The 19988-nt window shown below is 36.7% G+C and carries 20 protein-coding genes; 18 read left to right on the top strand and 2 right to left on the bottom strand.

Annotation, left to right across the window (positions count from 1 at the left end; translation table 11 throughout):
* Positions 1 to 77 precede the first annotated feature (77 nt).
* The 4 genes from KO527_RS20885 (at position 78) to rlmB (ending at position 5675) form a co-directional block, all read left to right on the top strand.
* Complete coding sequence (locus KO527_RS20885) at positions 78 to 1394, top strand: adenylosuccinate synthase (RefSeq protein WP_042151321.1); 1317 nt, start codon at positions 78 to 80, stop codon at positions 1392 to 1394.
* 229 nt (positions 1395 to 1623) lie between these two features.
* A complete protein-coding gene (locus KO527_RS20880; protein WP_252733938.1) occupies positions 1624 to 2241 on the top strand; it encodes a tetratricopeptide repeat protein in 618 nt (205 codons plus the stop codon).
* A 144-nt stretch (positions 2242 to 2385) separates the two neighbouring features.
* Positions 2386 to 4905 carry a ribonuclease R gene (gene rnr / locus KO527_RS20875; protein WP_216042186.1) on the top strand — a complete coding sequence of 840 codons (2520 nt, stop codon included), beginning with the start codon at positions 2386 to 2388 and terminating at the stop codon, positions 4903 to 4905.
* Positions 4906 to 4925: 20 nt separating this feature from the next.
* The gene (gene rlmB / locus KO527_RS20870) at positions 4926 to 5675 is read left to right on the top strand and encodes a 23S rRNA (guanosine(2251)-2'-O)-methyltransferase RlmB (RefSeq protein WP_216042185.1); all 750 of its coding nucleotides are present in this window, start codon (positions 4926 to 4928) and stop codon (positions 5673 to 5675) included.
* An 89-nt stretch (positions 5676 to 5764) separates the two neighbouring features.
* Here the strand turns inward: rlmB and KO527_RS20865 are convergent, their stop codons facing one another.
* Positions 5765 to 6568: a type IV pili methyl-accepting chemotaxis transducer N-terminal domain-containing protein gene (locus tag KO527_RS20865; protein ID WP_216042184.1), complete on the bottom strand. Its 804-nt coding sequence runs from the start codon at positions 6566 to 6568 to the stop codon at positions 5765 to 5767.
* Between the two features lie 259 nt (positions 6569 to 6827).
* Between KO527_RS20865 and rpsF the strand changes: the two genes are divergently transcribed.
* From rpsF to KO527_RS20820, 9 genes are all read left to right on the top strand, one after another.
* The gene (gene rpsF / locus KO527_RS20860; RefSeq protein ID WP_042151312.1) at positions 6828 to 7181 is read left to right on the top strand and encodes a 30S ribosomal protein S6; all 354 of its coding nucleotides are present in this window, start codon (positions 6828 to 6830) and stop codon (positions 7179 to 7181) included.
* A 23-nt stretch (positions 7182 to 7204) separates the two neighbouring features.
* A complete protein-coding gene (gene priB / locus KO527_RS20855) occupies positions 7205 to 7546 on the top strand; it encodes a primosomal replication protein N (RefSeq protein ID WP_216042183.1) in 342 nt (113 codons plus the stop codon).
* On the top strand, positions 7521 to 7748 hold the full coding sequence (rpsR, locus tag KO527_RS20850; RefSeq protein ID WP_002962753.1) for a 30S ribosomal protein S18: 228 nt from the start codon (positions 7521 to 7523) through the stop codon (positions 7746 to 7748). The genes priB and rpsR overlap by 26 nt, the downstream gene beginning before the upstream one ends.
* A gap of 33 nt (positions 7749 to 7781) precedes the next feature.
* Positions 7782 to 8234 carry a 50S ribosomal protein L9 gene (rplI, locus tag KO527_RS20845; RefSeq protein WP_042151292.1) on the top strand — a complete coding sequence of 151 codons (453 nt, stop codon included), beginning with the start codon at positions 7782 to 7784 and terminating at the stop codon, positions 8232 to 8234.
* Positions 8235 to 8662: 428 nt separating this feature from the next.
* Positions 8663 to 9073, top strand: coding sequence for a type IV pilin protein (locus KO527_RS20840; RefSeq protein ID WP_216042182.1), 411 nt, complete (start codon positions 8663 to 8665; stop codon positions 9071 to 9073).
* Positions 9074 to 9075: 2 nt separating this feature from the next.
* Entirely contained in the window at positions 9076 to 9531 is a 456-nt protein-coding gene (locus tag KO527_RS20835; protein WP_216042181.1) for a GspH/FimT family pseudopilin, read from the top strand.
* Positions 9528 to 9983: a prepilin-type N-terminal cleavage/methylation domain-containing protein gene (locus tag KO527_RS20830; RefSeq protein ID WP_216042180.1), complete on the top strand. Its 456-nt coding sequence runs from the start codon at positions 9528 to 9530 to the stop codon at positions 9981 to 9983. Before KO527_RS20835 ends, KO527_RS20830 begins: the two co-directional genes overlap by 4 nt.
* Complete coding sequence (locus KO527_RS20825) at positions 9976 to 10503, top strand: prepilin-type N-terminal cleavage/methylation domain-containing protein (protein ID WP_216042179.1); 528 nt, start codon at positions 9976 to 9978, stop codon at positions 10501 to 10503. Before KO527_RS20830 ends, KO527_RS20825 begins: the two co-directional genes overlap by 8 nt.
* On the top strand, positions 10503 to 12425 hold the full coding sequence (locus tag KO527_RS20820) for a FapA family protein (RefSeq protein ID WP_216042178.1): 1923 nt from the start codon (positions 10503 to 10505) through the stop codon (positions 12423 to 12425). The genes KO527_RS20825 and KO527_RS20820 overlap by 1 nt, the downstream gene beginning before the upstream one ends.
* A gap of 43 nt (positions 12426 to 12468) precedes the next feature.
* Here the strand turns inward: KO527_RS20820 and KO527_RS20815 are convergent, their stop codons facing one another.
* Entirely contained in the window at positions 12469 to 14952 is a 2484-nt protein-coding gene (locus KO527_RS20815; RefSeq protein WP_216042177.1) for a penicillin-binding protein 1A, read from the bottom strand.
* Between the two features lie 132 nt (positions 14953 to 15084).
* On the opposite strand from KO527_RS20815, the gene KO527_RS20810 reads away from it, so the two are divergent.
* The 5 genes from KO527_RS20810 (at position 15085) to KO527_RS20790 (ending at position 19927) form a co-directional block, all read left to right on the top strand.
* Positions 15085 to 16164, top strand: coding sequence for a pilus assembly protein PilM (locus KO527_RS20810; RefSeq protein ID WP_216042176.1), 1080 nt, complete (start codon positions 15085 to 15087; stop codon positions 16162 to 16164).
* Positions 16152 to 16718 (top strand): PilN domain-containing protein, encoded by a 567-nt coding sequence (locus KO527_RS20805; protein ID WP_216042175.1) that lies wholly within the window; start codon positions 16152 to 16154, stop codon positions 16716 to 16718. The genes KO527_RS20810 and KO527_RS20805 overlap by 13 nt, the downstream gene beginning before the upstream one ends.
* A complete protein-coding gene (gene pilO, locus KO527_RS20800) occupies positions 16715 to 17314 on the top strand; it encodes a type 4a pilus biogenesis protein PilO (protein WP_216042174.1) in 600 nt (199 codons plus the stop codon). The genes KO527_RS20805 and pilO overlap by 4 nt, the downstream gene beginning before the upstream one ends.
* Positions 17314 to 17844, top strand: a complete 531-nt coding sequence (locus tag KO527_RS20795; protein ID WP_216042173.1) for a pilus assembly protein PilP — start codon at positions 17314 to 17316, stop codon at positions 17842 to 17844. Before pilO ends, KO527_RS20795 begins: the two co-directional genes overlap by 1 nt.
* An 82-nt stretch (positions 17845 to 17926) precedes the next feature.
* Positions 17927 to 19927, top strand: coding sequence for a type IV pilus secretin PilQ family protein (locus KO527_RS20790; RefSeq protein WP_252733943.1), 2001 nt, complete (start codon positions 17927 to 17929; stop codon positions 19925 to 19927).
* Positions 19928 to 19988: the final 61 nt, after the last annotated feature.

The raw sequence follows: 19988 nt of genomic DNA, 5'->3' as shown, positions 1-19988 counted from the left end.
AAAACATGCAAAATTAGGTGATCTTCACCTATATTTTTTGTTAAAATCCTCGCCTAATTTTTCAAAGTGAATCTACAATGGGTAAAAACGTTGTTGTATTGGGCACCCAATGGGGTGACGAAGGCAAAGGTAAGATAGTTGATCTACTTACTGATAAAGCATCTTTAGTTGTTCGTTATCAAGGTGGCCACAATGCTGGTCATACTTTAGTAATAGATGGCGAAAAAACTGTATTACATTTAATCCCTTCAGGCGTATTACGTGATAACGTAAAATGTGTGATTGGTAACGGTGTTGTACTAGCTCCTGATGCGTTAATGAAAGAAATGGGTATGCTTGAGAAGCGAGGCGTTCCAGTTCGTGATCGTTTGCTTATCAGTGAAGCTTGTCCACTAATTTTACCATACCATGTTGCATTAGATATAGCGCGCGAAGAAGCTCGTGGCTCTAAAGCAATCGGTACAACCGGTCGTGGTATCGGTCCAGCATATGAAGATAAAGTAGCTCGTCGCGGTTTACGTGTGGGTGATTTATTCAACCCAGAGTTATTTGCTGAGAAATTAAAAGAAATTCTTGAGTATCATAACTTTACATTGGTTAATTATTATAAAGTTGAAGCAGTAGACTTCCAAAAAACTTATGATGATGCAATGGCTGTTGCTGATATCCTTAAAGAGATGGTTGTTGATGTTACTGAGCTGCTTGATCAAACGCGTTTAGCGGGTGATAGCATCTTATTTGAAGGTGCTCAAGGCACACTTCTAGATATTGACCACGGTACTTACCCGTATGTTACATCTTCTAATACTACTGCTGGCGGCGTTGCTACTGGTGCTGGTTTTGGTCCATTAAACCTAGATTATGTACTTGGTATTGTTAAAGCCTACACAACACGTGTTGGCTCAGGTCCTTTCCCAACTGAATTATATGATGGTGAAGACAAGCAAGATCCAATTGGTAAGCATTTAGGTGATGTTGGTCATGAGTTTGGTGCAACTACTGGACGTTTACGTCGTACAGGTTGGTTTGATGCCGTAGCTATGCGTCGTGCAGTTCAAATCAATAGCATCACAGGTTTTTGTTTAACAAAACTTGACGTATTAGATGGTTTAGAAACTATCAGCATTTGTACTGGTTACAAGCAAGAAGATGGCTCGATTTCAAATATTACGCCTCTTGCAGCTGAAGGTTACGAGAAAGTGACACCAGTATACGAAACTATGCCTGGTTGGACTGAAAATACAGTAGGTGCTACTTCTGTTGATCAATTACCTAAAGCGGCAATTGATTACATTAAGCGCATTGAAGAAATCACAGGTGTTCCTGTTGATATTATTTCTACAGGTCCAGATCGTGTAGAAACGATGATCGTTCGCAGCCCATTTGGCGAATAAAGCTGCATAGCAGTTTTGTTTTAGCCAATATTTGGTGAATGATAAAGAAAAGCTACCTTAGGGTAGCTTTTTTTATAGCTAAACTTTAAGGTTCTTATAAAATTGGTTTGATTCTTGTATGTTTTTTAGGTGTCGCTCAAGTTTTGTCATCTGTAACTGGTGTTATTTACGACAGTCGCGTTATTATTAAGTTGAGTTAAAATTAACTATTATGATGAAAGTTATATCTATGAAAAAATTATCAGTATATTTGTTTATATTATGTATTAGCCCTTTTTTTGCTAAGGCCGCAGCACCGCTTGAGGCTGTGCAAATATATACTCAAGATGAATTATTAGATTTAATTAAAAAAAATAGTCATTTAACACGAGTCAAATTAGACAATTGCCAGCTTGTTCAAGATATTGAAGCACGCGCTATGAAAATGAAAATCCCAGCTTATCAGTTTTTATTTGGTGATATGCTCGCTTATGCTGTGTGTGTTGACCGTGATGTAGAGCAAGGCATGTATTATATGCGCTTGGCGGCAGAACAAGGTTTACCGGAGGCATTAGAGCAAATGGGGCGTTATTATCATTTAGCTAAGTTTGTGCAAAAAGATTTAGATCAGGCCGTTATATATTTACGTGAAGCTGCTTCTTTAGGTAACTTAAATGCACAAATGCGTTTGGTATCATTATTTAACCAAGGTGTTGGTAGTCCTAGAGATTATGAAGATGCTTATCGTTGGTTATTTAATTCAGTTACCGCAGATAAAAAAACACATAAAAAGATCACAAGTTTATTAAGCCAGCTGGCAGAAAAAATGCCGCCAAGTGTTATTAAACGCGCCAAGCGTGCTCTATAATAAAGTTTTAAATTACAAAATAAATTTTTAGTGTCTTATATTTTTCAATAAATTGACGCTAAATAGCGCTAATCTTAACTTCTCCTGTCTCATTGTTCGCTTTTGGTTTAAAATAACAACATATTCAATTCAAAAAGTCCTTTAATGTCTGATCAGGATCCATTTCTAACTCGAGAACAAGAAAAATACGATAACCCAGTTCCTAGCCGGGAGTTTATTTTAGCACACATGCAAAACCGTACTAAACCTGCGCGTTTTAATGAATTGTGTGAAGAACTCGCTGTGCAAGACGAAGAACGAGAAATCGGTTTAAAACGTCGTTTACGTGCGATGGAACGCGATGGGCAAATTTTCTTTAACAAACATAAATGTTATTGCATTATTGATGAATCAGAGCTGGTTAAAGGCAAAGTGATAGGCCATAGAGATGGTTTTGGCTTTTTGGAATTAGAAGCCGGTGGTAAAGACTGGTTTATTCCTAAACATCAAATGAAAACAGTGCTACATGGCGATGTTGTGCTTGCTAAACCGGCATCAAAAGGTCGTGGTGGTAAATGTGATGCGCGTATAGTACGTGTAATTGATGGTCAAAGAGCACCGATTGTAGGTCGTTATTTTGTTGATCATGGCATGGCATTAGTGATCCCAGAAGATCCTCGCATCACACAAAATATTATGATTTTGCCAGGTAGTGAAAAAGGCGCACGCCATAATCAAATGGTGCAAGTTGAGATAACACAAAGACCAAATCCACGTATGGATGCGGTAGCTAAAGTAATTGAAGTCATCGGCGATCATATGGCGCCAGGTATGGAAATTGAAGTGGCGCTTCGTAACCATGATATTCCTTATGTGTGGCCTAAAGAAGTTGAAGCACAAGTTGCACCTCTAGCTGATGAAGTCGAAGAGTCAGCAAAGCTAGGGCGTGTTGATTTACGCGACTTACCATTATTAACAATTGATGGTGAAGATGCGCGAGATTTTGATGATGCGGTTTATTGTGAACCTAAAAAGTCAGGTGGTTGGCGTTTATGGGTAGCCATTGCAGATGTATCGCATTATGTGCCTAAAGACTCCGCATTAGATGAGGAAGCGATTAATCGAGGAAACTCGGTTTATTTTCCTGAGCAAGTGGTACCTATGTTACCGCGTGTATTATCAAATGGCTTATGTTCACTAAATCCTAAAGTCGACCGCTTATGTTTAGTTGCGGAAATGACCATTTCAGAAGCGGGTCGTTTATCGGGTTATAAGTTTTATGAAGCCGTGATGAATTCACATGCACGTATGACTTATACTCAAGTATCTGTAATTTTGAAAGGCGATGAACAACAAATTTCAGCAAGTCAAAATGTTGTGCCGCATTTACAAAATCTATATCAAATGTATTTTGCGCTGAAATCAGCCCGCCAAAATCGGGGTGCAATTGAGTTTGAAACAGTAGAGCCTAAGTTCGTATTTAATGCCCATCGTAAAATTGAAGCTGTGACGACAATTGAGCGTAATGATGCTCATAAATTAATTGAAGAATGCATGATTTTAGCAAATGTGTCTGCGGCACGTTTACTTGAAAAACATGAAGCAAGTGCGTTATATCGTGTTCATGATGAACCAGATCCAGAAAAGCTATCTAACTTTAGAAAGTTCTTAGGTGAGTTAGGCATTGAAAATCCATTGCCTGAAGAGCCAAGCCCTAAAGAAATAACACAATGCATCGAAAAACTAGGTAAAAGACCAGAAGTTGAATTGATCCAAGTAATGTTATTACGTTCAATGAAGCAAGCTGTTTATCAATCAGGGAATATTGGTCACTTTGGTTTGTCATTACCTGCTTATGCCCATTTTACATCACCGATACGTCGTTACCCTGATTTAGTGGTGCATCGTGCAATTAAAGGTGTGATAAAAGCACAAGGTCAGCAAACTTCAGGTGATTATGTTTATAATCCAGATGAAGTCAATCAACTTGGTGAACTGTGTTCTAAAACAGAGCGCCGTGCTGATGATGCAACAAGAGAAGTCGCTGATTGGTTAAAATGTGAGTTTATGCAAGACCATGTTGGTGATGAGTTTACTGGCGTGATTTCGTCTGTCACTAGCTTTGGTTTATTTATTCGTTTAGATGAATTGTATATTGATGGTTTAATTCATATTACCTCGCTGACCAATGATTTTTTCCAGTTTGATGGTGCTAAGCACTTATTAGTGGGTGAAAACTCTAAAAAAGTATATCGCTTAGGCGATAAAGTGCGCGTGAGCGTTGTATCTGTTAGTTTAGAGCAAAGGCGAATTAATCTTATCTTAGCTGAAGATGCTGTTGTAGATAGATATGCACGTCGTCGTAAACAAAGTGGCAACGCTTCTCCTGTATCACCTCGTAGATATACACCGGCTAATAAAAGTGTCAGAGAGCAATTAAAATCTGGGAAAATCCCTAAAATTTCATCTCATAAAAATGATGAAGAAAATCCAGATGAGCAACAGAAAGATAATAGAGATCATAAAAAGTCGCCGAGTAAAAATAAAAAGCGCAAACCAAATAAACGCAAAACCGCTCATACTGATTCAAAGGCAGGCAATAAGCAGGCTAAAAAATCGAAAAACAAGTCTAAAGCAAAGAAAAAACGCCCAGGTAAAAATGCACGTAAGCGTACTAGTGAATAGGGTAGAGGAGAGAGAAGCAAGTGAGTAATGAATTAATTTTTGGTTTTCATTCAGTAGAAGCGATTTTAAATACTGAACCTGAGCGTTTTATTGAAATCTATGCACTTAAAGGTCGTGATGATAAGCGCTTAATGCCTGTTTTAGAAAATGCGGCGCAATTTGGTGTATCAATACAGTATATGCACCGAAAAACATTAGATGAAAAATCTAAAGGCGAGCAACACCAAGGCATAATCGCTAAGGTAAAAGCAGGTAAAAAATATAGCGAGAAAGACCTAGATGTCATTTTAGCTGATAAAGCTGCAAAAAATGAAGACGCATTTTTCTTGATTTTAGATGGTGTTACCGATCCGCATAATTTAGGTGCGTGTTTACGTAATGCAGATGCTGCGGGTGTTGATGCGATTATAGTACCAAAAGATAACTCAGCAAGGTTAAATGGTGTCGCACGTAAAGTGGCATGTGGTGCAGCTGAAACCATACCGCTTATTCAAGTAACAAACTTAGCGCGTACTTTAAGAGAAATTAAAGATCAGGGTGTTTGGGTTGTAGGGACTGCTGGCGAAACTGATACCCATGTATTTGATGCCAAATTAACAGGGGCAGTTGCTATTGTTATGGGTGCTGAAGGCACGGGTATGCGACGTTTAACCCGTGAGCATTGTGACTCATTGGTTAAAATTCCTATGGTTGGCACGGTTTCAAGCTTAAATGTATCAGTCGCAACAGGTATTTGTTTGTTTGAAGTCTTAAGACAAAGAGGTCTGTAGCCTTAAAATATAAACGGGACTTTGGTCCCGTTTATCTGTTCAGTAATAGCGCTATTAAGCAGAAACTAAACATAAAGTAGATCGTTTAATTATTTTATACTCTCATTAAATACAGTATTTACAAACTCTTCCTTTTTATAAAGTTGTGTGACGTCATCCATATTTTGCATCATGGTTTCAGTGATCACTTGAATAACCCTTGGCACATATCTTCCCTTTCTTTTTACCGTAAAACGAGACTGATAAAATGTCCATTGATCATTAACATCACTTAATGCGGTTATTATTTCAGCTGGATTTTCCTGAATATCAATTAAGTAACGTAGTGCATCTGAAAATTCGTTCGCAGTATCTCGCATTTGTTGATGGTAACTTTCTTCGTTAAAACCCGAAAAACCAGCTAAGTAAAACATTGCTAATCTTTGCGACAACATACGCTGTCTTCCTGAAATATTAATCAATACAGCACTTTTTTTTGCAGAACTAAGCTCTAGGGCTGTTACTAAGTCATTTGCTAAATTGAGTAAGTTGGTACTTCTATTGACAATTTGAGGGGTATTTTCTCGTTTAGGCTCCGTTAAAGCGTATTCTCTAAAATGCGTCCATTCGATATTTAGTCTTTTAAGAGCTATTTTTGATTGTTCGTTATTAGTGATAGCTTTTAATTGATGCAGGTTCATTTCAAATTGAGCTGCACTTTCATCAAGTTCGATAGTCGCTTTATCTTGATTAATTCGACTTGCAATAAGAATGTAGTTTTTAGCAATTCTTTGACTGAGCATCCGCTGTAAACCTGCTTTATCAATAGCTTGCTCAAGTGTCAGTTTAGAAGCATTAGCTTGAAAGCTTGTTATTGCAAAGCAGGAAATTAAAATAATTAAGAATTTTTTCATGTGTGAGTGGTTTTATAGTCCCTATAATGTGACACACCATAAAGTAAATTAACTTATTCACTTTGATATATATCAAGAGTTCTTATAACTTATTATTTCATAGAGGTAATTTCATAATTAAGAATAAAATATAAACATTGTTTGCAGTGTTTTTATAATCTGTGTAAAATACGCGCTCTTTCGACCAACTTAATATTAGTTCCTTGCCTTAAATCGACCGGTCGAACGATAAAAGGCTAATTAACCGTAAGGAATACCCATGCGTCATTACGAAATCGTATTCATGGTTCATCCAGATCAAAGTGAACAAGTTTCAGGTATGATCGAACGTTACACTGGTTCAATCACTGAAGCTGGCGGTACTATCCACCGTCTAGAAGATTGGGGTCGTCGTCAACTGGCTTACCCAATAAACAAACTTCATAAAGCACACTATGTTCTTATGAATGTTGAAACAACATCTGAAGTAGTAAGCGAGCTTGAAACTACTTTCCGTTACAACGATGCAGTTATTCGTAACTTAGTTATCCGTACTAAGAACGTAGTAACAGAAGCTTCTCCTCTTGCAAGAGAAGAGAAGAAAGAAGCAGCAGCTCCAGCAGCAGCAGTTTAATCGTTGTTGAGTAATGTATCTGTATGAATGAGCTGAATATATCAGGTGTTTTATGTAAAACGCCAAAATTTAGCCAAAGCCCGGCGGGTATTCCGCACTGTATATTAGTGTTGGAGCACAAGTCACAACAAGTCGAAGCTGGATTTAACCGTAATAGTTATGTTCGAATTCAAGTTGTTGCCAGTGGTCATTCAATAATGGAACATACTCAAAATTTAGAAGTTGGGCAAGAGTTGGCTATCACGGGATTTTTAAATCGCCATGAAGGTCGCAATGGACTAAGTCAATTAGTGCTACATGCTCAACAAATAAACAGAATTAGTTTAGGAGATTTATCTCATGGCACGTTATTTCAGACGTCGTAAGTTCTGCCGCTTTAAAGCGGAAGGCGTACAACAAATAGATTACAAAGATCTAGCTACTCTTAGAAACTATGTTACAGAAAGTGGCAAAATCGTACCAAGCCGTATCACTGGTACAAGCGCAAAATATCAGCGTCAACTAGCTACCGCTATCAAGCGCGCTCGTTACTTAGCCCTTCTTCCATACACTGACTTACATAAGTAAGCAGCGGATCAACATTTTTTAAGGTGTGGATAAATGCAAATTATTTTATTAGACAAGATCGCTAACCTAGGTACTCTAGGCGATCAAGTTGCAGTTAAATCGGGCTATGCTCGTAACTTCCTTTTCCCACAAGGTAAAGCAGTTCCTGCAACTAAAGCAAACATTGAAACTTTTGATGCACGTCGTGCAGAATTAGAAACTAAGATTGCTGAACAACACGCAGCTGCGGAAACGCGCGCTGAAACTCTTGCTGCATTAGCTGAAGTTACATTAGTATCTAAAGCTGGTGATGAAGGTAAGTTATTCGGTTCAATCGGTACTCGCGATATCGCTGATGCTATCTCTGCTGTTGGTGTTACAGTTGCTAAATCTGAAGTTCGTCTTCCTCTAGGTACTATCCGTGAGTTAGGTGAATTTGACGTAGCAATTCAAGTACACTCAGACGTAACTGCAACTATTAAAGTTGTTGTTATCGCTGAAGCTTAATTATTAGCTCACTTTGGTGAGATGATAATTTTGATAAAAGCCGTGTTCTTACACGGCTTTTTTATTGCCTGTATAAACCTAAACTCCAACCTATAAACTGTAATGTCATGCTCCTCGACTTTGTAGATGAGGCTTTAGCCTTATATTCAACCTAAAATTTCACAATCTCTATTTAATCAGTTGTTTAACTTATTGTGCATATTTGTTTACACTACCTTAAAGTGGATTCTATTTAAACTTCTTTAAAATCAATGGTTAATATAATATTAATACTTGACCAATGCTAATTATGAATTTTGTACCTGTTATTTTTACATATTATATAGCGATAAGTTTCAATTAGAATGCTAATTTTAATTGTAATGACATCGCTGTCATTGTATTTTACTTGCCCTTGCTTGATTGATAAATATACAGGTGGTGATTGAGTGAAAGCTAATAGTGATGGTTTTACATTAATTGAAATGATGATAGCTGTAGCGATTATGGGCATTTTATATTCAGTAGCTTTACCTGCTTATAGCCAATATGTGCAGGATGGTCGTCGTGCTGATATTCAACAAGAAATGCTACAACAGGTCGCACATCTAGAACGACAATATACGCGTTTGGGTGGCTACCCAGATGATAGAAATATACCTGGAACAGATTATTATAGTTTTAGTTATGCACCTTCTGCAGCTGCAGCTGCAACACCTGGTATTAAGAATGACTCTAGAACATTTTTATTAACAGCTATTCCTAAGACTAATAGTTCTCAGTCTAATGATATATGTGGTTCTATGAGTATTAATCATCAGGGGCTTACACTTCCCAATACAAGCCAGTGTTGGAAATAGTTGTGAGTATATTAACTAAAGGTTTTTCGTTGATTGAATTGCTTGTTGTGATCAGCATTGTTGGTATTTTAGCTGCCGTTGCTTTGCCTTCTTATAGTCAGCAAATAAAACAAGATAGATTGGTATCAAATACGAATCAACTACATAGCATTTATAAATTTGCACGCAGTGAAGCCGTTAAGCGTGAAAAGCAAATCACTTTGGTCGTTTCACGTAATAAATGGTTGGTAAAAGTAAATGCTGGCGCTGAGGATGAAGAAACATTATTAGAATTTAAACCAACCCATAATTCCATTAGCGTAACCGGTTTAGCTGATATGACTATTTCAGATACAGGCTCTATCGGAGCAGGACGTGAGTTCGATATAACAGATAATGATAATTCAACTCAAGATTACCGCTTATCTATTTATGTAAGTGGGCAAAGTTTTGCTGAGAAAAAGACGGGTTATTTATGAAGATTGTAGATTCTCAGAGTAAAGGTTTTACTTTAATTGAAGTATTAATTGCGCTAATTATATCAAGTATTGCTTTATTAGGCTTGGCTTCAGGGCAGTTAAAATCATTACAGTACGCTACAAATAGTTTTAATTATACAGTCTCTTTAATCCAAGCCAATAATGCAATAGAAAGAATGTGGGTGGATATATGTGCTTTGCAAAGAGGTGATATCGCATTTGATCAGGCATATATATCCAGCTTAGATCCTGAGTTTGATAGATATAATTTAGATCTAGAGGGTGTAGATGTAGCAGCAGGTACATTCGATAATGACTTTATTATTAAAGTTAACTGGGAGAATGACAGAATAAAAAATGAAGATAAAATAATGCAGGGAAATATAAACCTAGATAACCAGATAGCTATAAATGCCACTTTTCCTCAATTACCGGTAAACTGTAATGTTTAATCTCAAAAAACAAAAAGGTTACACCTTAGTTGAATTAATGATTGCTTTGTTAGTCGGTTGTATTTTGATTATGGGTGTTTCTCTTGCATATTCATCGATAAAAAGCCTCATTTTATCAAGTAAAAATATAGAAAATGCACAGGAAGTATTACGTTTCACAGCTCAAACATTTACCCGCAGCCTAAAGCAAACACCTGGTGGCATTACGGTCATTGCAGATCAAATTACAATCCCTCAAGAACCTAATTCAATTTCATGTAATGGCACAAGGCCGATAGCTGTTTATGACGAAATATATTCTTTGAATGGCAATAAACTCGAATGTGATATAGGTAATGGTGCAGAGCCTATATTAACAGGCGTAGAGAATATCGCGTTTGCAGTTAATGATAGATTAGTTTCAATTACTGTTACGCCAAAGGCACAGCAAGGAGAGCCGGGTGGCGTTGGTGCCGCGAGATCAATGACAATAAATGTCGCACTAACACGTGTTATTTTAGAAAGTACTGTAGGTGTGTAATGAGCTACTTTAAAAGTGCAGACCAAAAAGGTTTTACTTTAGTCACTGTGTTGATTTTAAGCATGATGGCTGGCGTTGTAGTATTAAATTCATTAAAAGATAACGTAGTGCAAGAGCGTTTGAGTGGTAATTTTCAAAAGAAAATAAATGCACGGTTGATCTCAGAAAAAGGTGTGTTTAACACTTATAATTTACTAAATGAAAAACTCAATGAACCAGGGAATGAAAACAAATCCTTAGAAGAGTTGATAAACCTGTTTTCTAATGAGGAAAAAAAAGGAGTTGCCAGAGGTATTTCAAATATGTCTTATGAAGTTGCGCTCAATAGTGTCAGTAATGAGCTGACTTTAACGAGTGATGGGACGCGTTTTAAAGGTGAAGCACAGCTTGAAGCTAAGTTTGAAATTATAGCGGGCACTTCTGCTTCTCCATCTCCTTTTGCCAAAGGTATTACCGGCTGTGAAGGTGTATTAGTACAAGGCAGTGGTGTAATTGATAGTTATGACTCTAACTTGAGTGACTATGATGAAGCACTTACAGCTTCTACTCGCAATAAAAGTGACAATGTAACAGTAAGAACCCTAAAAGACAGTGGTGAAATAAAACTAACAGGCGGGGCCGATATTGATGGTGATGTGATTGCAACGAACAGTATTGTGTTTAATGGCTCGGCTAATGTGTCTGGTGATGTGAAAAGTAATGGCTACTTAGAGTTGCCTGGTAATAGTGCTATTGGCGGTAATGCCTCAGCATTTAAATATTATAAACAATCAAGTGGTAGTGTTGGTGGCAATATTCATGCAAATGGCAAGGTGACGACATCTCAAACAGCAACATTAGGTAATATTATATCACGTGATCAAGTTTCGGTTACTGGTGGTAGTGTCCAGGGATACGTTTTAGCATTAAGTGATGTGACGTTGAAGAATACCACTATTAATTCAGGTGTAAAAACGCATGCAAATTACAAACAAACAGGCGATATAACTAAAGGAGGAGTGCGAGCAAAAGGCAATGTAACTTTAGCGCAGTGGGGAAGTGCTATTGATAGTGATGATTTAAGGTATGGAGGTCAAGGGAGCTTCACTGGAGAAACGCCTGAATTTAACAGAGCACCATATAAAGTAAATCCAGCGCCTACTATTGTTGCAGTACCAGAAGTTGAATTTATACCAATAGATGATGGCATTCTAGATCCGAATGAACCCGATGATATCACCTGCGACCCTCTGAATATTGAAAATGAAGTATTAACTGTAGATGCTGATGCCGCGGATGCCAAAGACTTATTAATTAGTGGCTCTGGTACCGGAGATGTTTATTTATTAAGTCAAAATAAAGCTGAGTTCACGACTAATAATGGTAGCGGTTCGAGTGCATCAAAAAACACTACAGCTGTTGTATCATCATTTTTAAATAAGTCATCTTATATTTTGATGTACGATAATGTCGAGATTAAAGGCCATTTAAATATAAAGTCGGGTGAGAACGTGACTATGTATGTAAAAGGTAATTTTAAAATGAGTGGGGCGAGTAGTTTAACAATACCCAATAATAGTAGCCTCACTTTAATAATTAAAGGTGCATTAGACATAGGTGCGGGCTCACAAGTGTACACGCCAGATAAAGGTTTAACTTCGCAGGGACTGCCTGTTTTTTCAATTTATAGTAGTTATAGTGGTACTGGCATTAACTTAACTGGCGGTACTGAAGAGATTTATGCTGCGATTTATGCGCCTTTAACTGATATTAAAATCGCTTCCGCAGTAGGATTTAAAGGCTCTTTATTAGGTAAGTCGGTAAGTGTGACAGGTGCGGGTGGTGTGCATTATGATGAGGCACTCGGTCAGGCTAATTCTGGTAATAATGGTGGTTCAGCAACAAAACCAAGATTGGTATTTAAAGGTTGGCAATATCTTTAAACATTATAAACATGAGCCTCTTCTGAGGCTCATATTGTTAAGTCTAAAATAGTTCTTCTTCTTCAATCACTTTGCCTTCACCATCATCTTCAAATATATCCTGTTCTTCAATTTGCGCATATTGTATCGGGGCTGTGCCTTTAACAAAGAATTCAAAGCGGCTTGTATGATCTGTTTTTTGGCTTAAAAGGCCTGTTTTTAAGTCAATTCTGACAGAAACTAGGTCTTCCGGTTGTTCAATTGGCGCTAAAGGCTGATCTTTTAAAGCGTATTGCATAAACTCAACCCAAGCTGGTTGCGCCGTTTTAGCACCAGATTCAGTGCCATAAATTTGATTTTTACCTAAGTTATTATTATAGCTGGCTTTACCTAAAGACTTCCCTGAGTTATCAAACCCAACCCAAGTTGTGGTTAACACCTTACTATTAAAGCCTGTAAACCAAGTGTCAACTTGATCATTTGTTGTGCCTGTTTTTCCAGATAAATCTTTTCGAGGGCGATTATCTAATTTTATTCTTTGTGCTCGCCAGCCTGTACCATTCCAACCTGTTTTGTACTTCCAGCTACCGCCGCCCATAATTGTACTTGTCATGGCGTTGGCTATTAAAAATGCATTTTGTTTATTGATGACTCTAGGTGCGTAATCAAAGCTATCTTTGATCTCTTGTTCGTTACAAGACACACACGCAATGAGTGGTTTCGCTTTATATAGCTCATTATCAAAAGCATCATCTATTTTACTAATAAAGTAAGGTTCAATTAAATGGCCGCCATTAGCAAAAGTCGCCATACCAGTTGCTAACTCTAAAGGTGTTAATGACGCACTGCCTAATGCAAGGGTTTCATTTCTATGGATATCTTGTGGTTTAAAACCAAAGTTTAATAAATAGTCTGCGGTTTTATTTAAACCCACGCCACGTAATAACCTAACAGAAATTACATTTTTAGATTGTGCTAAAGCGCGGCGAACACGGATAGGACCATCATATACATCGGGACTGTTTTTAGGTCGCCATGCAATACCTTGGCTTTTATCCCATTGATGAATAGCGGCATCATTCATAATGCTCGCTAATGTATAGTTGTTATTAATTGCCGCAGAATATATAAATGGTTTTATGTTTGAGCCAACTTGGCGTTTAGCTTGAACGGCACGATTATATTGACTTAGCTGAAAGCTATACCCTCCCATAATCGCTAAAATAGCACCATCTTGAGGGTTTAAAGAGACTAAAGCACCTGATGCTTCCGGTATCTGACTTAACATATATTGATTATTATCATTACTTTTAAGCCATATTTGGGCGCCAACGTTTAAAATATCTAAAGCGACTTTTGGTGGTTTTCCTTGTCTATTATTATTGATATAGGGTCTGGCCCACTTTAAACCATCCCACTCAACAGTAATAAATTGACCATCTTTAAGTAATACTTTAATACTAGTTTCAAAAACATTAGTAACAATACCTACTTTTAAATCGGCTATTTCTTTTACTGATTTTAAATGCAATAAAATATCAGAAGGGTGCCACGATTCTTCTTCATCAGAATTCCATAGGTGAATTTTTGGTCCTCTATAGCCATGTCTTAAATCATATCCTTCTAAATTCTTAGTGACAGCATTTTGCGCAGCTAGCTGCATATCTGACGTTATACTTGTATATACATGGTAACCGTTGTTGTAAGCTTCTTCTAAACCATAACGATTTACCATTTCAGCACGCACCATTTCAGAAATATAAGGTGCTGATACTTCAATTTCAGCTCCATGAAAACGTGCTGTAATAGGTTGTTTTACTGCTGTGTCATATTGGGTTTGAGTGATATAACTTTCTGTTAACAACCTGCCGAGTACTACATTTCTACGTGCTTTAGCGCGTTTAGGGTTTCTGATTGGGTTAAGGGCTGATGGTGCTTTAGGTAAACCTGCTAACATTGCCATTTGCGGTAATGTTAATTCACTTAATTCTTTACCGTAATAAACTTGTGCAGCGGCACCTATGCCAAATGCACGATTACCTAATTCAATTTTATTTAAATATAATGCCAATATCTCATCTTTGGATAATAATCGTTCTATATGCATTGCTATAAAGATTTCTTTTACCTTACGAATATATGCTTTTTCGCGGGTTAAAAAGAAGTTACGTGCTAATTGCATTGTTATTGTACTTGCACCTTGCTTTTTTTGTCCTGTGGTAATTAATACAATAGCCGAACGTACTATGCCTATAGGATCTATGCCAAAATGGTCATAAAAACGATTATCCTCGGTTGCTAAAAATGCATCAATAAGAGGTTGGGGGATTTGGTCAATTGATACGGGAATTCGACGCTTTTCACCAAATTGATTAATAAGCTTGCCATCTTTTGTGTATACAAGCATAGGTGTCTGTAATTGAACGTCTTTTAAAACTGAAACGCTCGGAATGTCGGACTTCACATAAAAATAGAGTCCAACTAGGGTTAAAAGACCTAATATGCTCGATATGATAATGAAACGTAAAATATTTTTTAACAAAGTCACTTAATTTTCCCTAAATAAACTCCCATTTTGGGGGTAAGGCTGCTAGTATATATTGATTAATAAATGAATAAAATTTTTTCGCTATATTTTATAAGCTTATTATAATTATAAAAAAAGGATTAGCGTTGGGTTATGTTAAGTCAACTTTTTAAAAAACCAGTTACCTGGATGGTCGGGATAGATATTGGTTCACATTCGGTTAAAGCCGTATTGCTCAGTAAAAAAGATGAGCTCTATAGACTTGAGGCATTTGCTGTTGAAGCTATGCCGAAGGGTGCTATGGTTGAACGTTCAATACAAGATATTGAATCTGTCGGACGAGTGATCCATAAAATAAGAAAAAAAATGCCTAAAGCAGTAACTCAGGCAGCAGTAGCTGTGTCTGGGCAAACTGTGATCACTAAAGTTATCTTTATGGACGTTTCCTTATCAGATACCGAGCTCGAATCACAAATTGAAATTGAAGCTGACAGTTTAATCCCATATCCACTTGATGAAGTAAGTCTTGATTTTGAAAAACTAGATATCAATGAAGCTGATCCTTCCAAAGTAAATGTATTATTATCAGCTGCAAGAACTGAAAGTGTTGAAGCAAGAGCTGGTGCACTCGATGCCGGTGGCTTTGAACCAAAAGTGGTTGATGTTGAATCTTATGCATTAAGTAGAACAATGACATTGTGTACCAATGCATTACCGGAAGATGCTGAAGATAAAATAGTGGCATTCATTGATGTCGGCGCATCCACAACTTTATTTAGTGTGGTTCAAAAAGGTAAAACAATTTATACCAGAGACCAAGTTTTTGGTGGTGAGCAATACACCAAAACAATTGTGTCTTATTATAACAAAAGTTTTGATGAAGCCGAGCAAGCTAAAATTACTGGTGATTTACCACCGAATTATACCTTTGAGGTATTAGCGCCATTTCAAACTACTTTCCTTCAGCAAGTTCGCAGAGCAGTGCAAATGTTTTTGACTACGAGTGGCAATGATCAACTCGATTATATTGTTTTATCAGGTGGTACATCATTAATTCAAGGCATTGATAGGCTTTTAATTGATGAGTTAGGCATTCACTCAATTATTATCGACCCTTTTGCTGATATGGAATTATCCCCAGAGATGGATCGCGAACTGCTAGATAAACATCGCGCTCAATTAGCTGTAGCGTCTGGTTTAGCATTAAGGAGCTTTTCTTCATGCCACATATAAATCTACTATCCTGGAGAGAGGCTTCAAGAAAAGAAGCGCAAAAACAATTCTTATCTATACTTTTTCTAGTAACTTTAATTTCATTTGGTTCGGTTTTTGCCATTAGTATGATTTACGGGGCAATGAAAGACGGTCAAGTAAAGAGAAATCAATTTTTGACATCAGAAATTTCAGTATTAGATAAAAGAATTGCTCAAATAAAAGAACTTGATAAAAAGAAAGAAAATTTACACCAAAGAATGCGTTTAATTGAAGAGTTACAAAGCAATCGTAACTTAGGTACGCAAATTATGGATGAAATAGCGACAGTTGTATCGTCTGGAGTGTATTTAACGAAATTAGAACGTCGTGATAATGCGATACAAATCATAGGTAAAAGTGAATCTAATAACCGCCTTTCTAGGATGTTACGCCAATTAGAGGGCTCTTATTTGTTTCAAGGGGCGACGCTGCAAGATATTATCGCCGGTGAGCAACAAGCAAGGTTATTAAGTGATTTTAATATGCAATTTACAGTGAAACCTTATGAACAAATTGGTGAGGTTAAGCAATGAACATTGATTTAAAAGCATTAAATGAAATTGATTTTAATGAATTAGACCTTGAAAATATTGGTGCTTGGCCTTTAGCTGTCAAAGTAATCGCTGGCGTTATTGTTGCTGCGGCTGTGAGTTTGCTTACATATAATTTATTTGTTGCTGATGAAGTCTCTGGTTATGAAAATGCGCTAAATAAAGAAACTGAGCTACGTAGTACATTTAAAGCTAAATATGCAGTGGCATCAAATTTAGAAATTTATAAACAGCAAATGATTGAAATGGAAGATAAGTTTTCCAAATTATTAAAAAGGCTTCCTACCTCAAGTGAAATACCAGGTACATTAGATGATTTATCTTACGTTGGTACAACAAGCGGTTTGATTTTTAATAAAATTGGTTGGTTACCTGAAATTGAAAATGAATTTTATACCGAGCTGCCTATAAAAATTGAAGTAGTAGGCCAATATCATGAGTTTGGTGAGTTTGTAAGTAAGGTTGCATTATTACCTAGAATCGTAAGTTTACATGATTTCAGTATCAAGCCTGATGGTACTGGGCGCTTAATGTTTAGTGTAATCGCAAAAACTTATCGTTATAAAGAGGTGCAATAATGAAAAAAATTGCTTATATTGCGCTTCCTTTAGTTTTAAGTGGCTGTTTTGACGACACAACGGAACAGCAAGAATTTATTAATAGAGTTCAAGCGAGTACTGTTGCAAAAATAGAACCGATCCCTGAAATTAAAAAGTTTGAACATTTTGCTTATAGTACAGCAGATTTAAGAAGTCCGTTTGTAGCACCTAAACCGGAAGTAATACAAGACAAGTTGTTGCAAATTCAAAATTGTCTTCATCCGGATCCTCGTCGTAAGAAGGAGCCTCTAGAAAGGTATCCTTTAGATAATATTATGATGAAAGGAACATTAGGCGCAGGAGAAGAAACTTGGGCCTTAATTACTGCGTCAGATGATACTTTACATCGTGTAACTCGTGAAAACTATATGGGTTTATATCATGGTAAAGTACTTCAGGTTCATAGCAGTTTTATCGAATTATTAGAATTAATACCAGATGGTGCAGGATGTTGGAAGGAACGCCTGACGAAAGTTGAGATCGTGGAGGCTACTGATGCATCTGAATAACAAAAAAGGGTCTTGTATGTACAAGAGAACAAGTATGTTCAATGGTAATTTACTGAATAAATTTACGTCAGTATTTTTTGCTATGGTAGCATTATTATTTATGACATCTGCTAATGCTGTGCCTTTGTTATACGATGTGCGCTATAACCCATTATTAGAAGGTGAAACTGAAATTGAATTTGTGTTTGATGAAGAGATTTACATCGAACCTAAGATTCAGGTTTTTAGTGAGCCCGCGCGAATTGAATTGTTTTTTGATGAAGCTGATTACGAAGAAAATTTAGGCGAAGTTTTAATTAACAAAGCCGGTGTAAAAAAAGTAGTGAGTGAATTTAAAAATGATGGCTTTAAAGTCACAGTATTTTTAGATTATTTAAAAATCTACCAAACACGTACAGATAAAAATTTATTTTATTTACACGTATCAGATAACCCTACCCAAGACGTTGCAGAAGCATCTATTGTAGATGATGCGCAAACTTACATAAATAAGATACAAGCAGTTGACTTTAGACGTGGTGAAAAAGGTGAAGCACGTGTTTTAATTTTCATGCAAGAAAATATGGCTGCAATTGATGTACGCGAAGAAGCAGGCAAGGTTGTTGTAGAATTTCATAATACCGATATTCTAGATGATTTATTGTATCAGTTAGATGTTTTAGATTACGGCACTATTGTAAGTACTATTGAAACCTTTAAAGATGGTGCTAATAGCCGAATTGTAATAGATACAACTAATGCGTTTGATTATAACTATCAACAACTTGATAATATTTTTACATTAACAGTAGAAAAAGATGAATCTAAAAAAAGCTTTTTAGGTGATGGTAAGGATTATCAAGGTAAACCTATGTCGCTTAACTTCCAAGATATTGCGATACGCTCAGTATTACAAATCATCGCGGATTATAATGGTTTTAACTTAGTAACTAGTGACTCAGTTGGCGGTAATATTACTTTACGATTAGATGGAGTCCCTTGGGATCAGGCTTTAGATATCGTATTAAAGGTTAAAGGCTTAGATAAACGTATGGATGGCAGCATTTTAATGGTGGCACCAACTGAAGAGCTTGCAGCACGTGAAGCCAAAGAATTAAAAGCGAAACAGCAAGTTGAAGACTTAGAACCACTATATAGTGAATATATTCAACTTAATTATGCAAAAGCGGAAGACTTTGTAGACTTACTTAAAACTGATAGCAATACCATATTATCTTCACGTGGTAGTGTCGCTGTAGATCAAAGAACCAATACTTTGTTGCTAAAAGATACAGCTAAAAGTATTGAAAGTGTGCGTCGTATGATAGAAGTACTCGATATTCCTGTTAAACAAGTATTAATAGAATCTCGTATGGTAACAGTGACAGATAACGTGCAAGAAGACTTAGGTATTCGCTGGGGTTTTAGTGATCAGCAAGGGTCTGATGGCGTTGCAGGAACAATTTCAGGGGCAGAGAAAATAGCTAACGGTACTATTCCATCATTAACAGAACGTTTGAATGTTAACTTACCGGTAGCAAATCCTGCCGGCAGTATTGGCATGCACGTTGCTAAACTTGCTGATGGTACTTTAATTGATTTAGAGCTTTCGGCATTAGAGCAAGAAAATAAAGCTGAAATTATCGCAAGTCCTCGCATAACAACCGCTAATCAAAAACAAGCGCGAATTGAGCAAGGTACTGAAATACCATATGTACAAGCAGCATCAAGTGGTGCCACAACAGTAACATTTAAAAAGGCAGTATTAAGCTTAGAAGTGACGCCGCATATTACGCCAGATAATAAAGTAATTTTAGACTTAGTTATCACGCAAGATACACGTGGTGATACGGTATCAACACCAACAGGTCCAGCGACGGCGATTAATACTCAACGTATTGAAACCCAAGTTTTAGTCAATAATGGTCAAACAGTTGTATTAGGCGGCATTTTTCAACAACAAATAGTAAACTCAGTTAAAAAAGTGCCTTTATTGGGAGATATTCCATATTTAGGTTATATGTTTAGAAGTACAAGTGAGTTTAATGAGAAAAAAGAGTTACTCATTTTTGTTACACCTAAAATTATAAATAGTTCTTTATAGTGATTTATCGATTAAAATCACAGTCTTAAAAGAAAAAAGACCTTAACGGGTCTTTTTTTTG

Source organism: Pseudoalteromonas sp. C2R02 (assembly GCF_018860845.1).
In the GTDB taxonomy this organism is placed as follows: Bacteria; Pseudomonadota; Gammaproteobacteria; order Enterobacterales; family Alteromonadaceae; genus Pseudoalteromonas.
Note: the sequence above shows the minus strand (reverse complement) of the source record. Positions and strands in the feature narration are given on the sequence as shown.

Coding starts and splice junctions, on each gene's coding strand:
- KO527_RS20885 (WP_042151321.1), top strand. CDS start 78: ATGGGTAAAAACGTTGTTGTATTGGGCACCCAATGGGGTGACGAAGGC.
- KO527_RS20880 (WP_252733938.1), top strand. CDS start 1,624: ATGAAAAAATTATCAGTATATTTGTTTATATTATGTATTAGCCCTTTT.
- rnr (WP_216042186.1), top strand. CDS start 2,386: ATGTCTGATCAGGATCCATTTCTAACTCGAGAACAAGAAAAATACGAT.
- KO527_RS20865 (WP_216042184.1), bottom strand. CDS start 6,568: ATGAAAAAATTCTTAATTATTTTAATTTCCTGCTTTGCAATAACAAGC.
- rpsF (WP_042151312.1), top strand. CDS start 6,828: ATGCGTCATTACGAAATCGTATTCATGGTTCATCCAGATCAAAGTGAA.
- priB (WP_216042183.1), top strand. CDS start 7,205: ATGAATGAGCTGAATATATCAGGTGTTTTATGTAAAACGCCAAAATTT.
- rpsR (WP_002962753.1), top strand. CDS start 7,521: ATGGCACGTTATTTCAGACGTCGTAAGTTCTGCCGCTTTAAAGCGGAA.
- rplI (WP_042151292.1), top strand. CDS start 7,782: ATGCAAATTATTTTATTAGACAAGATCGCTAACCTAGGTACTCTAGGC.
- KO527_RS20830 (WP_216042180.1), top strand. CDS start 9,528: ATGAAGATTGTAGATTCTCAGAGTAAAGGTTTTACTTTAATTGAAGTA.
- KO527_RS20825 (WP_216042179.1), top strand. CDS start 9,976: ATGTTTAATCTCAAAAAACAAAAAGGTTACACCTTAGTTGAATTAATG.
- KO527_RS20820 (WP_216042178.1), top strand. CDS start 10,503: ATGAGCTACTTTAAAAGTGCAGACCAAAAAGGTTTTACTTTAGTCACT.
- KO527_RS20810 (WP_216042176.1), top strand. CDS start 15,085: ATGTTAAGTCAACTTTTTAAAAAACCAGTTACCTGGATGGTCGGGATA.
- KO527_RS20805 (WP_216042175.1), top strand. CDS start 16,152: ATGCCACATATAAATCTACTATCCTGGAGAGAGGCTTCAAGAAAAGAA.
- pilO (WP_216042174.1), top strand. CDS start 16,715: ATGAACATTGATTTAAAAGCATTAAATGAAATTGATTTTAATGAATTA.
- KO527_RS20795 (WP_216042173.1), top strand. CDS start 17,314: ATGAAAAAAATTGCTTATATTGCGCTTCCTTTAGTTTTAAGTGGCTGT.
- KO527_RS20790 (WP_252733943.1), top strand. CDS start 17,927: ATGGTAGCATTATTATTTATGACATCTGCTAATGCTGTGCCTTTGTTA.